Genomic DNA, 14672 nt, shown 5'->3' with positions numbered 1-14672 from the left:
GTCATGCCGCGCCTTCTGTGCCTGACGGCGGTTGCGCGCCACCCGGTTGCGTCTGAGTGCCGCTGTTGTCGCGATCAGTTGCCGGAGCAGGTCGCCGTGATTTGCTCCGAAACCACGCCGAGCCGCGCCGTGCCCAAGCCTCCCGTTTTACCGCGTCCTTCGTCTCTGCGATGGCGACCAGCGCGCCAACCAGTTCCTCGGGGTTGAGCGTATCGGCCCCGGTCGCGATCACCAGTTCGCCAAGCTGCTGCACCTTGCGTGCTTTGAGGTCTTTCGCCTTGTCTTCCAGCGCCTTCAGCTCCGCATCGAAGTCCCGTGGCTTGCGCAATGTCGCCTCCATCGTCATCGTTCATTGTCGATGTCGCGATGATAGTTGAGCACCTCGCGGAAGGCTTCCATGTTACCGGGACGGGCTGGCACGGCTTGGTCCATCCCGAGATTTTTTCGAGGGAGGGCGCGCTTATACGTCGTTCCGACGTGCGCTTTTCCGTGGCTATGTTCAGATCGCGATGGCGATCTATCATCTTCACGTCAAGGTCATTTCCCGCAAGGCCGGCTCCAGCGCGGTGGCGTCTGCCGCCTACCGCTCGGGGCTACGGCTGCACGACGAGCGCCTCGACCGTGCCCATGATTTCTCCGGCAAGCGCGGCGTCGTCCATTCCGAAGTGCTGTTGCCGGAGAACGCGCCCGAACACTGGAGTGACCGCGAGCGGCTGTGGAACGATGTCGAGGCGTTCGAAGCGCGCAAGGATGCGCAGCTTGCCCGCGAGGTGGAGTTCGCCATTCCGCGGGAACTGTCGCGGGCGCAGGGCATCGAGCTCGCCCGCGACTTTGTGCAATCCGAATTCGTCGATCAGGGCATGATCGCTGACCTCAATGTGCATTGGGATTTCGGCGAGGACGGAAGCCCCAAGCCCCACGCGCATGTGATGCTGACGATGCGTTCCGTGGACGAGAGCGGTTTCGGGCCAAAGGTGCGCGACTGGAACCGCACGGAGATGGTCGAGCGCTGGCGCGAACGCTGGGCGGATCTTGCCAACGAGCGGCTTGCCGAACTCGACATCGACGCCCGGATCGACCACCGCAGCCTTGAAGCACAGGGCATCGACCTGGAGCCGCAAACACAGATCGGCGCACCGGCACAGCGCATCGAGGGGGAGGGGCGAGACGCCGCCGCCAGTGTCAACGACACTGTCATCGACACCGTTGCGGATCGGGCCGAACTGCACCGGGTGATCGCCCGCAACAATGGCGCGCGCATCATCGCCGATCCTTCCATCGCCCTCGACGCGATCACCCACCAGCAATCGACGTTCACGCGCCGGGACATGGCGAGGTTCGCGCACCGCCATAGCGACGGCATCGAGCAGTTCAACAGGGTCATGGCGGCAATGGGCAATGCGCCCGATCTGGTCGAATTGGGAAAGGATTCTTCCGGCAACGACCGTTTCACCACCGTCGACATGATCGAGACGGAACAGCGCCTGCACCGCGCAGCGGAGATGATGGCGGAGCGCGCACGGCACGGTGTGGAGGACAGGGACCGGGACGCCGCCTTGCATCGCGCCGGACAGCATGGCCTTGTCCTGTCCTGCGAGCAGGCGGATGGGCTGGCGCATGTCACGGACGGACGCGATCTTGGCATCGTCGTCGGCTATGCCGGAACGGGAAAGAGCGCCATGCTCGGAGTTGCCCGCGAGGCATGGGAGGCGGCGGGCTACGAGGTTCGCGGTGCCGCCCTGTCCGGGATCGCGGCGGAGAACCTGGAAAGCGGATCGGGTATTTCCTCGCGCACCATCGCCAGCATGGAACACGGCTGGGGACAGGGCCGCGACATGCTCACGTCCCGGCAAATTCTGGTCATCGACGAGGCGGGCATGGTCGGCACGCGCCAGTTGGAGCGCGTGCTCTCCCATGCCGCGGAAGCTGGCGCAAAGGTGGTGCTGGTCGGCGATCCGCAGCAATTGCAGGCGATCGAGGCGGGTGCCGCCTTCCGGTCGATCCACGAACACCATGGCGGCGTGGAAATCGGCGAGGTGCGCCGCCAGCACGAGGACTGGCAACGCGACGCCACCCGCGATCTGGCAACCGGCAGGACCGGTGAAGCGATCCACGCCTATGAGCGCCACGGCATGGTACATGAGGTGCAGACGCGTGAGCAGGCTCGTGACGAACTGATAGACCGCTGGGATCGCGAACGGCTGGCAGAGCCGGACCAGAGCCGTATCATCCTCACCCATACCAATGCGGAGGTGCGGGAACTCAACGAGGCAGCGCGGGAGCGGATGCGGGAAGCCGGCGATCTCGGCGAGGATGTACGTGTTACGGTCGGGCGGAGTGACGGACAGCGGAACGACCGTTCCTTTGCCGCCGGGGATCGTGTCATGTTCCTGCAGAACGAACGCGGGCTTGGCGTGAAGAACGGCACGCTCGGCAGCATCGAACAGGTCAGCGAGATAGCCATGAGCGTCCGCACCGATGACGGGCGCACTGTCTCCTTCGACTTGAAGGACTACGACCGCATCGACCACGGCTATGCGGCGACCATCCACAAGGCGCAGGGCATGACCGTGGATCGCACCCATGTGCTGGCGACACCGGGAATGGATGCCCATTCGAGCTATGTCGCCCTGTCGCGTCACCGTGACGGAATGGACCTGCATTACGGCCGCGACGATTTCTCCAGTCAGGACCGGCTTCTCCGTGCCCTGTCGCGCGACCGCGCCAAGGACATGGCGTCCGATTACGATCAGATCGATCCGGCCCGGGACTACGCCGAGCGGCGCGGCATCATCTTCCGCGCCCGCGTCGCCGAGATCATCCACGGGCTTGTCCCGAAACGGCTACGCGATGCCGTCGACAATCTGCTGGACGGTCTGCGCTCGCCCGCCGACGCCGTGCCCGGCGCCGCCGCCGCTAAGCAGCCGGAAAGAGGAAGTGCAGGGGAGGTATCGGCAGAGAGGCCGGCCGGGGGAGACGCGGAGGACGCCCTGCGCCGAGCCCGCACGCGGGCGCTTGTGCGTCATGCCCGCGCGGTGGACGCGATCCTCACCGCACAGGGACAGGGCGAAGCCTTAACCCCGGAGCAGGTGCGGGAACTGCACGACGCCCGCAAGAGCTTCGATGCCGTGCGACCCCACGGCTGGCAGGATGCCGAAGCCGCCTATGGCAAGGACGCGGACCTTGCCCGCGAAGCGGGGACAGGCAAGGTCAACCGCGCCATTCGCGCGCTCCAGCTCGAAACTGAAATTCGTACCGACCCGCAGCGCCGGGCCGACCGCTTCGTGGAACGCTGGCAGAAGCTCGACCACGCCAGCCAGCGCCAGTACAGGGAAGGCGACATGTCCGGCTATCGCGCGAGCCGCGCGGCGATGGGCGACATGGCGAACAGCCTTCAACGTGACCCGCAACTTGAATCCATTCTCGCCAACCGCAAGCGGGAGCTCGGTATCAGCGGCGATTTCGGGTCAGGCCGCAGCCTCGGACGGGAACTCGCCTTGTATCACGGGCTCGGAAGAGGACGGGGGCTCGGGCTTTGATCCATGGTGGCGATTGACGCTTCAGCAGCGCCGCACTCACCTCGGGCGACGGGATCAGGCATCACCTGCTGTCAGCTGCGGCGGCGTGATCACCTCAACGACTTCCTGCACACGGATGAGGTCGTCGAGCTGACCGTGGAGATCGTCGAGAGCGAGACGAGAGCTTGAGATGTCACCGACACCGTCTCCAGGCGGACAAGGTTCACATCCGGCAGTAGATCGCGCCTGTCCTCTTCGACGAGCAATTCCTTGCGGAATGCCTCGATATCCGTTCGGTCCCTATCCTGTGTTTCATAAAAGCGGCGGCGGCCGGAATGGGACCGAGGACAGTCATGGCGGAGAAATGCCACGAGCAGTCATGTCGAGAGAAGACGCGGGGTGATGAAGTGAAAGGCTTCGTGAAAAATTGGATGCCAGTTGTGATCCAGCGGCGAACCTGAAGGGTGCCAGAAAAACGAGAATGTAAGACCATGATCATCTTCGACAGCATGACGCCACCTGTCCGGTGAATCGTATGAATGCCACACGAAGAAATGCCAGACGGCACGGTCTGGTCCTATCTCGCTGCTTCCTAAGGGCCTCATCGCCGACCGAGCGTCCAGTCCGCTCTCCTCGCGAAGTTCACGCTCGGCAGTATGTCGCGGATGCGTCCCAATACTGTCCACCGTGTTGGGGTAATATCGAACACCATACCCGAACTGATCATTCGGCCGCACCGGCGGTCAATCCAATGCGGCCGGCTTTTCACCCGCGTTCTGGCTGCGGCAACTACCGCGTCACCTCGGCAGCACCGAAGCCCGGCGGTTGGCGGAGCGACATGGAGAAGCGCCTATAACTCTCCGGCGAATAGCGCAGCGCCAACGCCACCATCGCCAATGATCCGACCGTCATGATCAGCCAGACACGGCTGAGATCGGACAGTGAATCGCGCACCGCGCCCGCGAATAGCGGGACGAAGCTCGCGAGGATATAACCTCCCCCTTGAACGAAGGAGGTGAAGTTCCCGGCCATCGTCGCGTCATCAATATGATCGATCGCCACGATGATCGACAATGGAAACAAAATGCCGATGCCAATTCCGAGCAAAGCCATCGCCCCGTAAGCGAGTTCCACCGGCCAGACATAGAGCACCACAAAGCCCAAAGCGGTGACCAGAAGGGAAAATACCAACGGGCCACGTCGATCCGGAAAATGATGGATGAATGCGGCCACTGCGAGAGCCGTCACCGCTTCGATCACGGTAAGCACGGAAAGAAGCAGGCCCGCTTTACTGCGTTCCACTCCTTGCTCGAGATAAAAGGGCGGTATCCAGGCCATGGCCAGCATGAAGGCGCCGGTGCCTACCCCGAAAAACACCATCAGCGACCAGCACCGGGCGCTGCGCCAGAATGGCGGCGAACGATCGCCACCCAGAGAGGAGCGCGCGGTCCTTTCACTGGCAGCGTGAGGGGAAGCCACCCCCCACAAAAATACGGCGATGATTGCAGGCGCACTCCATACGGCAAGCGTGCCGGTCCAGCCTATTACATCGCTAATTCCTGCTGCCGTCCCAGCCGCGATCGATGCGCCGACAACGATACCTGTCGAGTAAAGCCCGATCACCCGACTTGTGGACGCTGCAAAGTTGCGCTTGGCGAACCCCGGCATAAGCGATTGGACGAGGGCGATGCCAATGCCGGCGCCGACGGCGGTGGCAAGCAGCCCCGAGCCGGAGGGAAGCCAGTAGCGTGCAAGGCTGGAGAGGGCGACAATAACGACACCGAGCGCTATCCCACCGCGCTCGCCGAGTACAGCACGCATCTGGCGGACATAGACAGCGCCGACGCCCATCAAAAAGACAGGGATCATCGTCAGCAACCCAACCACGGTCGAGTTGATGCCCGTATCTCCCATCATCTGAGATACGAGCGGGCCAATGGCAGCAACCGCGGGGCGCAGGTTGATCGAAACCAAAAAGATCGCGATCACGAGCAAGACTGGTGACGCCTTCTTTAGCGGATCGGACATATGTCAGGACTCCTTTTCTTTCTGCGCCGGGGCGGCAAGCGCCGCGTAATCCGGCATTTTGATAAGTTCGGTGCCTCGCCTGCTGATGTCTGGAACGAAGACTTCCTCGTTCCAGTCGGCAGGTTGCACGGGTCGCAGCGCGATAGACACGGCGCCGGCAGTGCAGCCGAGCGTGGCGGTCAGGGTTTGAGTAAGCGACCGGGCTAGCGCCACCTTGTTCGCATCCGTCAGCGCGGTGTCGAAGAATTTGATGATGACATGGGGCACGGCTCAGACCCTTTCGGTTTCCAATCGTTCCGAATGAGGCGGCTGCCAGGCAGGGGCATGTCGCCGGATGCCCTGGACGAGCTCATCTACACCGTCCGGCTTCAGCAGTTCGTAGTGATCTGGCGCGAGCGGGACGATCATTGCGGTGTGCTCGGACGCGCCGGTCACAAGTTCCAGGAAGGAGACATTGTCGCCGCGCGCCTTGAACAACCGGACGGGCGCCCGAAGTACGTCTTGCCTGACCTGCAGGCCATATTCGGGGGTATAGGTCTGGGCTACCAGTCGCGTGATCCTGGTGATGACGCCAACATCGAGCTCGGGCTTTTCGGCGGCGATAAAATCTACGAACGTCTTTTCGTCGCGCACGACCGCTATCACCGGCGCGACACGCTCAGCGGCGATCGACTGAGCAAAGACGGAATAGAGGATGGTCAGGAACGAGGGATCACGGAATAGGCTTTCCAGATCACCGCGAATAGGATCGCCTGTCGGCAGTTGGGGCGAGCCGGGCGCGATGAGGATCACTTCTGCGACCTTTTCACCCGCCTGTTCAAGATGCCAGGCTGTTTCGTAGGCGACGCGAGCGCCGAAGGAATAGCCCCAGAGCGTATAGGGTCCTTCCGGCTGGAGCTCACGGATCAACAAGGCGTCGCGCAGGGACATCTCATGGATCGAGTGGCAGATGCTCTCGCCGGCGTTGACGCCGAGTGCCTGGATGCCAATGAAGGGACGCTCGGTCCCGAGCGCGTTCGCCAAGTGTCGCAAGTTCATCGGATAGCCACCCAGTCCTGGCCAGCAGAAAATGGGCTGGCCGCTGCCCTTCTTCAGCGTGATGGCACGCGAAACCGTTTTACGCCCCTCTCCATCCAGCCGTCGGGCGAGATCGGCGATCGTCGAGTCTTCAAACAGCACCTGGACCGGCAAGTCGACGCCAAGGGCCTCGTTGATGCCGAGCACCAGTTGTACCGCCTGAAGCGAATCTCCGCCGATTTCGAAAAAATCGTCGTGCACGGAAAGCTCTTCGACGCCGAGCTCCTTGCTCCAGATGGCAGCCAGCCTCTTTTCGGTCTCATTCCGCGGCACCACCACTTCACGCTCGGCCTCGCCATCCTGGAACTCAGGAAGAGCTTTGAGAGCGTTCACATCGACCTTGCCCGAAGCGCTATAGGGCATGTCGGCAATCAGCGCGACCTTACTCGGGATCATGTAGTCGGGCATCACCGCCTGCAGATCCTTGCGGATGAGTTCAGCCGGCCCCTGCATGTGAACGGTATCCTCGTGCATCCCCTCATGGGTCCGCTGGGCGGCGCTGATTTTTCCGAAGACCGCCGTATAGCAGGCTTCCGCCTTCACCCCCCTTTCGGCAAGGATGTCGCGAAGCCGCACAGCCGCGGCGAGGTCGTTGCCGGATTTCGAACTGTATCCCGACGACATGGCGCCGATACCGAGGTCGTTGTGCTGTATTCTCTGCAACGCTCGCCCGAGATCGATATAGGCGTTCCAACTGTCCGCGTTGCGGCTGACCATCGAAATCATTCCGCTGGCCCGCTCGTAAACGCGCTGGTTGATGGCAATAACATGCCTCGGTTCGAGGATATGCCGGGAGAACGGAACGAGGGCGCCACCACGATAGGCATATTGGCCCTGGGTCAGTCCCGGGATCCGGTCGCCGTGGGCCTGAAGGTAGAAATCCACCGGGATCTGCGTCTTGCGCTCCGCGTTGGCTACGATCTCGTAGGCCCCAAGGTAGATGTGGTCTTCTGCACAATCGAGGTTTCGCATCATGCCGGGATCGAAATGACCTTCGCCAACGCCAAGGCCGTAGGCAGGCAGAATATGATCCAGCAAGCCGAGAATATGGCCGGTTTCAAACTCCAGCACCTCTCGGATGTTGTTTTTGTACACGGGCTCGATCGCCGGGACCTTGCCGACGAAATGGAGACGCATGCGCTGCTCTCCAGCCGCGTTCAACGACGCTATACGAACAAGCTCGTGTTTGACCGGATGATAATAGTAGTATCCAGCCCCCACGCCCGCGATATCTGACAGCTCCAGATAGACCTGCGTTGCGTAAAGCGCGCCGGGCGACGCATAGGCCAGTTTCGGCAGCAGCCGTTCTGGGCTTGAAAACTGCCCGAGATATCGAAGCAGGTGACCGAGGGTCTGTTCGTCGAGATCGCCAAGCCCGCATGTACGGACGGCCTCCTGTTCCGGCAGGGAAAGCAGCGCCAGAAGCTCGCGAGCGCTGGTCTCACCGCCGTCAAAAAACCGGTAGGTCTTGCGCGCGAATGCAAGTGCCCGCTGAGCAGGCGTGGCCTCGGCGCCCGCGAGTTGGAGCGTCGGACGACCCTTAAGCTCGCTGATGCGGCGCAAACCGCCATCGGAAAGCTGGGCCCGGACCTGCAGGCGGCTCTTCTTGCTGCGGTGATGGGAGCCGGCGCTGCCTTGGTCCATCAGTTGCGCCTCGCGCGGATTAAGCTCTATGCCGGCTGCGAGCACCGGCTGTTGCGTACGTGGATGCGGCCTGATGAAAACGCCTGCGGACTTGACCCAGTCGTGATTCTCGATCGCAACCCTGATTTCGTCGAGTTCGATACGGTAGCCGCGAAACTTCACCTGATTGTCGGAGCGGCCGTGAAATACCAGCACACCTTGCTCGTTCCTGTGGACGAGATCACCGGTCCTGTAGAGACGCACCGGGATGCCCTTTGATTTGTCAAACCAGTGAACGAAGCGCTGGGCGGTAAGATCATCCTGCTGGTGATATCCTTCGGCCAGTTGCGGTCCGCCGATATAGAGTTCACCGACTTCACCGTCTGGCACCTCCGCCAGTACATCGTTCAAAACGTGGCAAGTCGTATTTGCAACGGGATGGCCGATCGGGATCATGTCCGGGCCGTCATCGAGGGTGATCGGATCTACGGTGTAGGCGGTGGCATTTATGGTGCACTCGGTCGGCCCGTAGAGATTGACCAGTCGGCAACCAGGACGCGCCTCGAAAATGCGCGCTGATAGCTTTCGGGTCAGGGCTTCACCACCGCTGAAAAGGCTGGTCAGCGTCGAGCAAGAACCAAATTCGGGTAAGTCGACGAGGGCCTGCAGGAGTGTCGGAACCCCTTGCAGCATCGTGACGCCGTGGCTGCGGATCCGTTCGACAATTGCCGGCGGATCCCGATAGATACCCGGGCGTCCCATCACGACCTGTGCTCCGCAGCATACCGCCAGCAATTCCCACTGGGCAGCATCGAAGCTTGCAGGCGTCTTTTGAAGGATGATTTCTCCGGGGCGCACACGCTGCTCGTCCTGCAACCAGGCGAGTTGATTGAGGATCGCAGCTTGCGAGATGCCGACACCCTTCGGCGCGCCCGTCGTACCGGACGTGTAGATCATGTAAGCCGGATCAGTGCTTCGCGCGTCTGGCGGATTGACGTCGTCCGCCCTTTCACCGGAGTCAACCGCCGGCAGATCGTCGAGTGGGATCGTGGTGACGCCCGGCAGGATCATGTCGGCAAGCTTGCCGCGCAGCTTTTCCTCCGTCACGATCACCCGGACTCCGGCATCGCGGATCATGTAAGTCAGTCGATCGACAGGGTAATCCGTTCCGAGCGGGAGGTAAGCTCCACCGGAAAAGAGAATGCCCCAGAGGCCGACCATCATGTCCGTGGACGGCTCCACGAAGAGGCCGACCGGGGCTCCCCTCTCTACCCCAGCGCGCTTCAGTTCGTTTCCCAGCCTGGCGGCATTTTTGACCAGATCGCGGTAGCGCAAAGCGTTCGTGTCGTCGCAGACGGCGATGTCGTCGCTTCTGTAGCGTTGCTGGAGCAGCAGTAGATCGACCAGGGAAGTGGGAGACCGTCGGGCAAACGAGCGGATCGTTTCATATTCCTGAGGCTGAGGTCGAGTGGAAAGGCTCTGAGACGTAGGCATTGGCGGCTCCTGACAGTAGTTATGGAACGATTGTTACAGATACCATGCAGCGGCAGCGGGCGATCGGAGTGCGATCACGCCTGAGTGGTCATTGAAGTTAGCGAAGGCCGGCTATGGAGAGTTGGGCGACTGGTCGCGAGGCGACGCTCAGCCGCTTTCGTGGAGCATTCCTCGGCCCGGAATCGGATCGGAAATGCCGCAACTGCGCAATGCGTGCCAGTAAAGCACCGCATTATTGGCAAGCACGGGTTTGCCGATCCAGGTTTCGGCCATCTGGGCAAACGCGGCCATAGGCACGTTCGTGCCGACCTGTACGATGGCCTCGACCTCGCGATGGTTCACCGCGAGCACGGCGTCACGCAGGTCTGCCAAGGTGACGTCAGAGATATTTGACGGAGTACGACCGCCTAGCCCGTGAGAGGCGATGACGTCGATGCCGCTGTCGGTAAAAAAGCGTGAGACCGGTTTGTCGCCGAGTTCCAGATAGGGCGAGATCAAGCCCACGCGGCGCAAGCCGCCCAGCGCATTCAGCGCGGCCGGGATGGCGTCGGCACTCATGATGATCTTGGCATCGCCGCCGAAAGCACTTAGCTCCCGATGCAGGGTTTCGTGTGCCTCCTGTCCTTCCCAGTACCCGTCTGGCGATACGGCTGCGATTATGGCGCCGAGGCCGCAATGACGAAGGCTGCGAATTGCGTCGGGGGTAGCGCGGCGAATGTCCTGGATTACCTTGTTAAATCCCGCCTCGTCGGCAAGCGAGTCATCCTCGATGACGATTCGGGCAATGTGGTTCGTCACATCGAACGGGCGCATATCGTCCATTTCCGGCTGTGCCGAGGTATTGGTGGAAGGAATGGCGATCCCGATCCGCAGGCGTTTTCCTAAGAGGTTGCTCATGCTCGTCTCCTGGCGACTCCACAAGATTGTTCTGATCGGGTGCTCCACCCCGACGCAGCTTGCTTCAAAGTGCATTGCTTTGGGACGTGAAACCCCTTTTGGGTAAACACGCGCAAAGGTTGATTTTCTGAGGCGTCAACTTGATGTTGCGTTGCGTTTATGGAATGCTCATTCAATAACTGTCAATAGGGTTCCTCTCACATCGCGGATAAATATTTCTGTCATCAATGTGGTGGATAATAGTAGAGAATCTCGTATGGCGTCCGACGCCGCGTAACAGCAATTTATTGATCTGCGCGCCTGCCGAATAGTTGCGTATTTCCATCGCGTGGAACGCAGACGTATGCGATATAATATCCATCATACGTTCTAAAAGAGCATGAATACTGTGGCTGTTTTTGGCGACTAGTTTACAAGCGCATGACGTTTTCAATGAAGATGGAGGCCGCTTTACAATCTTTCGCTGGCGGCGTCGTAATTTTTTCGCCTTTCATCCGACAATAATCAACTTCAGGTAGCGCCTCCCCGATAAGGGAGGAAGCGACAGCTATTGACACCGAGGCGTGCCGGATTATGGTACGCTCATTCTAAAATGAGATGACGCCGTGGCCCGCCCGCGAGAATTCGACGAGAACCGTGTACTGGACGCCGTGATGGAGGCATTCTGGCGCAATGGCTATGAAGGCACGTCGGCGCAGATCCTCGTCGACGCCACCGGGCTTGGCCGTGGTAGTCTCTATGCTGCCTATGCCAACAAAGATGGCCTTTTCGAACAGGCGCTCCTGCGATACCGGAAGCGTGCACAAGGCTATGTCGACCGACTCAGGGCAGGTGGCTCGCCGACGCAACGGCTTCGCTGTCTAATGATGGAAATCGTCGATGCTGATCTGACCGGACCGGAAAAGCGCGGTTGTCTTGCTACCAACAGCGCGGTTGAAATGGCCGGACGTGACCCGCGCGTAGCCGACCTCGTCCGTCAGAACTTCGCCATTCTGACGCGGGGAATTGAAGAGACGATCCGGCGGGGCCAATCAGCCCGAGAATTTCGGTCCGACACGGATGCCGCGGACTTGGCGCTTTTCCTGCTCAATGCGATTCAGGGCCTGCGTGTGCTGGCTAGAACCAGCCGGCCGCAGGATCGTGACAGGCTAATTGCCGTCATCGACCGGACGCTGGCGGCGCTGGGCTAGCGGTCAAGCTTTGTGTCCAATTATGGAATAATCATTACAGAAACTTTGAAACGGAGTATCTGATGGCACAAGACATCACCAATCAAACGCCGCGGACGGTCGCGGTTCTCGGCACTGGCATCATCGGCGCCGCTGTCGCGCGGAACCTGGTCCGCAAAGGTTTCAACGTTCGTGCCTGGAACAGGACCGCGGCCAAAGCGGAGGCGCTTGCGGCTGACGGTGTCGAACCCTACGGCGATATCGTAGAGGCTGTGCAGGGGGCGGCGATCCTCGTCACCGTCATGAAGGACGGTCCTGCCGTGAGTGAGGCGATCGTGAAGGCGACGGCGGGCCTCGCGAGGGGCACAATCTGGCTCCAGCTCAGCACGGTCGGCGTCCAGGCGATCGATTCCCTCGCCGGTTTCGCCGCCGAGAACGGGTTGATCTTCTACGACGCACCGGTGCAGGGAACCCGCCAGCCGGCCGAGCAGGGAAAGCTCGTCATCCTTGCGTCAGGACCGGAAAGCGAGCGCGACACCGCGCAGTCCATTTTTGACGCCATCGGGCAGCGCACACTTTGGGTATCCGATGTCCCGGGGGCCAGCAGCCGGCTCAAGCTGGCTCTCAATGCCTATGTCTTCGCACTCACCCACGGGACGGCGGAAACGCTTGCGATTGCCCGCGCGCTCGGCGTCGACCCAGCCCTCGTGATCGAGGCCCTGACAGGCGGTCCGCTTGACAGCGGCTATTTCCAGGCCAAGGGCGCAGCGATGCTGAAGGGAGATTTCAGCACCAGCTTCTCAGTCGACAACGGGGTGAAGGACGCAAGGTTGGTCGTCGATGCTCTGGCCGGAACAGGCATACGCGCCGACCTCGCCGAAGCGGGCCTTGGCCGTTTCCGGCGTGCGGCCCGAGCCGGCCATGGTGACAAGGACATTGCCGCCTCCTTCCTCGCTTGAAGAATTCTGAGCTGACGTCGGCAGCCTCGCGGGCCGTTCCGGTGACGGGTCGCGCCTGGGAAAGCCCGTAGGCTGCGTCGTCGACACCACGCGTGCGGATGACGGCGCGCGCCAGGTGGTCAGCGGGGCATCGCTCCGCTGGCCAATGCCTATTCGTCAGAACAGGTGGCGCCCGTAGCTCCTCGGATTGCTGTTCTGGGCGTCATGGGCGCTGGTGCTTTTGCTACGAAGGAGGGCCGACGGGCTATGGACTGTATCGCCAGCTTTCCGGTCTCGGCCATGAATGCATTGTGGTGGCGCCATCGCCGGTTCCGACCCGTCCAGGAGTCCAGGTCAAGACAGACCGCCGTGATGCAGTGGCGCTTGCCGCGCCGGGTGATGTTGAGAACTACGTCTACACCATAGCTCTCATTTTAGGGCGGACGCCTTTGACGTGATGATCCGCCTCCCTCACTCTGGTCTTGGCTGCGAGATGTGGCCCACCACATATAGTTGCACTGTCGCCGTAGCAACAGGTACCGCCCGCCAAAGGCAGAATTGCAGTTCCTGCCAAGTGGTCGGATCGAATGCGGCAATTGCCGCCAGCGCGCCAGCTTTCAACGAGGAACGCGCGTTGGCGACGGCCATTTCGCGCTGTTCGGCCAGATTGGAATAGGGTGGGATCGCCTTGATGTTTCGCGTAGCATATCGAGCGGCGCTGAGGTCGGCTGCAAGCAGCGCCTGCCAGACTTGCCAAGTCTTTATCGATGGCCAGCCGAAATCCCGTGTCAGGGCGGCAAAGCCAGGGCTTCCAAGAAAGCTGTCGATCCCTTCCGGCTCGTCCCAGAGATAGAAGGGCGCATAGAGGTTTTCAGTGCTGGCGAAGCCGACATCCTGTTTCTTCGCTGAGAGATAGGCCTTGAAGCGTAGACGCGGAAAACCGTCGAGCAGTGGTCCTTTCTCGCGGATGCGCCGATCGATGATCTCCATGTCGTAATCGGCCGGCAGGGTGAAACTGTATTGCATCGCGATCATCGCTGAAAACCTTCCTGCTCGACGGGGCCGAGCCATTCGACCGCCTTGCCTTTCATCACGGGCTGAACGCTGAGATAGCTGAAGGGACTGACGGGGGCCGCGCCGTGCCAATGGCGCTCGCCGGGTGCGAACCAGACGGCGTCGCCGGTGCGGATTTCGACCGGTTCGCCGCCCTCGCGCTGGACGAGGCCAACGCCGTCGAGAACGAAGAGAAGCTGGCCGCGCGGATGGCTATGCCAATGGGAGACGACACCCGGCGGAACAAAGGCGCGCATCGCCGTCATCTCGCCCTCCGTGCGGCTCGACAACAGCATCTGGACGAGAAACGCACCGCTTGCGACGCCTTCGGGCGCAGCCGTGATCCCTTCGCCGGCGCGAAAGAGGCGCATGGTCGCAGGGCAGCCCTCCTGCATGTCAAAGGCACTGCTCATCACGCGCACTCCCCGATGGGTGCCGCGGCGGAAACACCCGAGGCAAAAGACCAGTCCTCGACGGTCGAATTGACGATGGCGACCATGACGTCTTCCGGTCGGACACCTGGTGACGCCGCCAGGTTTTCGACCAGCCTGCGGTAGAAGCGCGCTCTGGTCTCAGTCGAGCGCGCCTTGCCGGTCGTGATGTGGAAGAAGATGTAATCGTCCGAACGCGGACCGCCGCCATAGGTCCGGTCAAAGATCAGTTCGCTCGGCTGGTGCTGATGGATCGCGACGAAGCGATCCTTTTCGGGCACTTCGAAACAATCGACAAGTGCCCGATCCAGGCTATCTGAAACAGCGGCGAGATAGTCTGCCGATTTGCCGGTCAGCAGGGAAATTCGTGTGAATGGCATGTCTGTGCTCCATCAAAGGCAATTGACAGGCACAGTATGACGCGGCACGATTATCCCGATAATC

General features: G+C 61.3%; 12 protein-coding genes and 1 pseudogene. 5 read left to right on the top strand and 8 right to left on the bottom strand.

Annotated features, from left to right (window positions below):
• Position 1: 1 nt before the first annotated feature.
• Entirely contained in the window at positions 2-328 is a 327-nt protein-coding gene (locus DFR48_RS13985; RefSeq protein ID WP_210205998.1) for a conjugal transfer protein TraD, read from the bottom strand.
• A gap of 181 nt (positions 329-509) precedes the next feature.
• Between DFR48_RS13985 and traA the strand changes: the two genes are divergently transcribed.
• A complete protein-coding gene (traA, locus tag DFR48_RS13980; RefSeq protein WP_114363749.1) occupies positions 510-3539 on the top strand; it encodes a Ti-type conjugative transfer relaxase TraA in 3030 nt (1009 codons plus the stop codon).
• Positions 3540-3542: 3 nt separating this feature from the next.
• The gene (locus DFR48_RS21975) at positions 3543-3707 is read left to right on the top strand and encodes a hypothetical protein (RefSeq protein ID WP_170141882.1); all 165 of its coding nucleotides are present in this window, start codon (positions 3543-3545) and stop codon (positions 3705-3707) included.
• 600 nt (positions 3708-4307) lie between these two features.
• On the opposite strand, the gene DFR48_RS13975 is transcribed toward DFR48_RS21975, so the two are convergent.
• From DFR48_RS13975 to DFR48_RS13960, 4 genes are all read right to left on the bottom strand, one after another.
• Entirely contained in the window at positions 4308-5546 is a 1239-nt protein-coding gene (locus DFR48_RS13975) for an MFS transporter (protein WP_114363748.1), read from the bottom strand.
• Positions 5547-5549: 3 nt separating this feature from the next.
• Entirely contained in the window at positions 5550-5813 is a 264-nt protein-coding gene (locus tag DFR48_RS13970; RefSeq protein ID WP_114363747.1) for a tautomerase family protein, read from the bottom strand.
• Positions 5814-5816: 3 nt separating this feature from the next.
• Entirely contained in the window at positions 5817-9740 is a 3924-nt protein-coding gene (locus DFR48_RS13965; RefSeq protein WP_114363746.1) for a non-ribosomal peptide synthetase family protein, read from the bottom strand.
• A 147-nt stretch (positions 9741-9887) separates the two neighbouring features.
• On the bottom strand, positions 9888-10637 hold the full coding sequence (locus tag DFR48_RS13960; RefSeq protein ID WP_114363745.1) for a maleate cis-trans isomerase family protein: 750 nt from the start codon (positions 10635-10637) through the stop codon (positions 9888-9890).
• A gap of 605 nt (positions 10638-11242) precedes the next feature.
• Here DFR48_RS13960 and DFR48_RS13955 point away from each other — a divergent pair.
• From DFR48_RS13955 to DFR48_RS22255, 3 genes and pseudogenes are all read left to right on the top strand, one after another.
• A complete protein-coding gene (locus tag DFR48_RS13955) occupies positions 11243-11827 on the top strand; it encodes a TetR/AcrR family transcriptional regulator (RefSeq protein WP_147273542.1) in 585 nt (194 codons plus the stop codon).
• Between the two features lie 62 nt (positions 11828-11889).
• A complete protein-coding gene (locus DFR48_RS13950; protein ID WP_114363743.1) occupies positions 11890-12765 on the top strand; it encodes an NAD(P)-dependent oxidoreductase in 876 nt (291 codons plus the stop codon).
• A gap of 194 nt (positions 12766-12959) precedes the next feature.
• A pseudogene (locus DFR48_RS22255) lies at positions 12960-13133 on the top strand (IS110 family transposase); the annotation flags it as partial.
• Positions 13134-13215: 82 nt separating this feature from the next.
• Here the strand turns inward: DFR48_RS22255 and DFR48_RS13940 are convergent.
• From DFR48_RS13940 to DFR48_RS13930, 3 genes are read right to left on the bottom strand one after another with little or no spacing between them, the layout of a single operon-like run.
• Positions 13216-13779, bottom strand: coding sequence for a DUF4865 family protein (locus tag DFR48_RS13940; protein WP_114363742.1), 564 nt, complete (start codon positions 13777-13779; stop codon positions 13216-13218).
• On the bottom strand, positions 13776-14210 hold the full coding sequence (locus DFR48_RS13935) for a cupin domain-containing protein (RefSeq protein ID WP_114363741.1): 435 nt from the start codon (positions 14208-14210) through the stop codon (positions 13776-13778). Before DFR48_RS13935 ends, DFR48_RS13940 begins: the two co-directional genes overlap by 4 nt.
• Complete coding sequence (locus tag DFR48_RS13930) at positions 14210-14608, bottom strand: tautomerase family protein (RefSeq protein WP_114363740.1); 399 nt, start codon at positions 14606-14608, stop codon at positions 14210-14212. Before DFR48_RS13930 ends, DFR48_RS13935 begins: the two co-directional genes overlap by 1 nt.
• Between the last annotated feature and the right edge of the window lie 64 nt (positions 14609-14672).

It is taken from the genome of Ciceribacter lividus (assembly GCF_003337715.1).
Lineage (GTDB): Bacteria > Pseudomonadota > Alphaproteobacteria > Rhizobiales > Rhizobiaceae > Allorhizobium > Allorhizobium lividum.
This window is presented reverse-complemented; position numbering and strand designations above follow the sequence as displayed.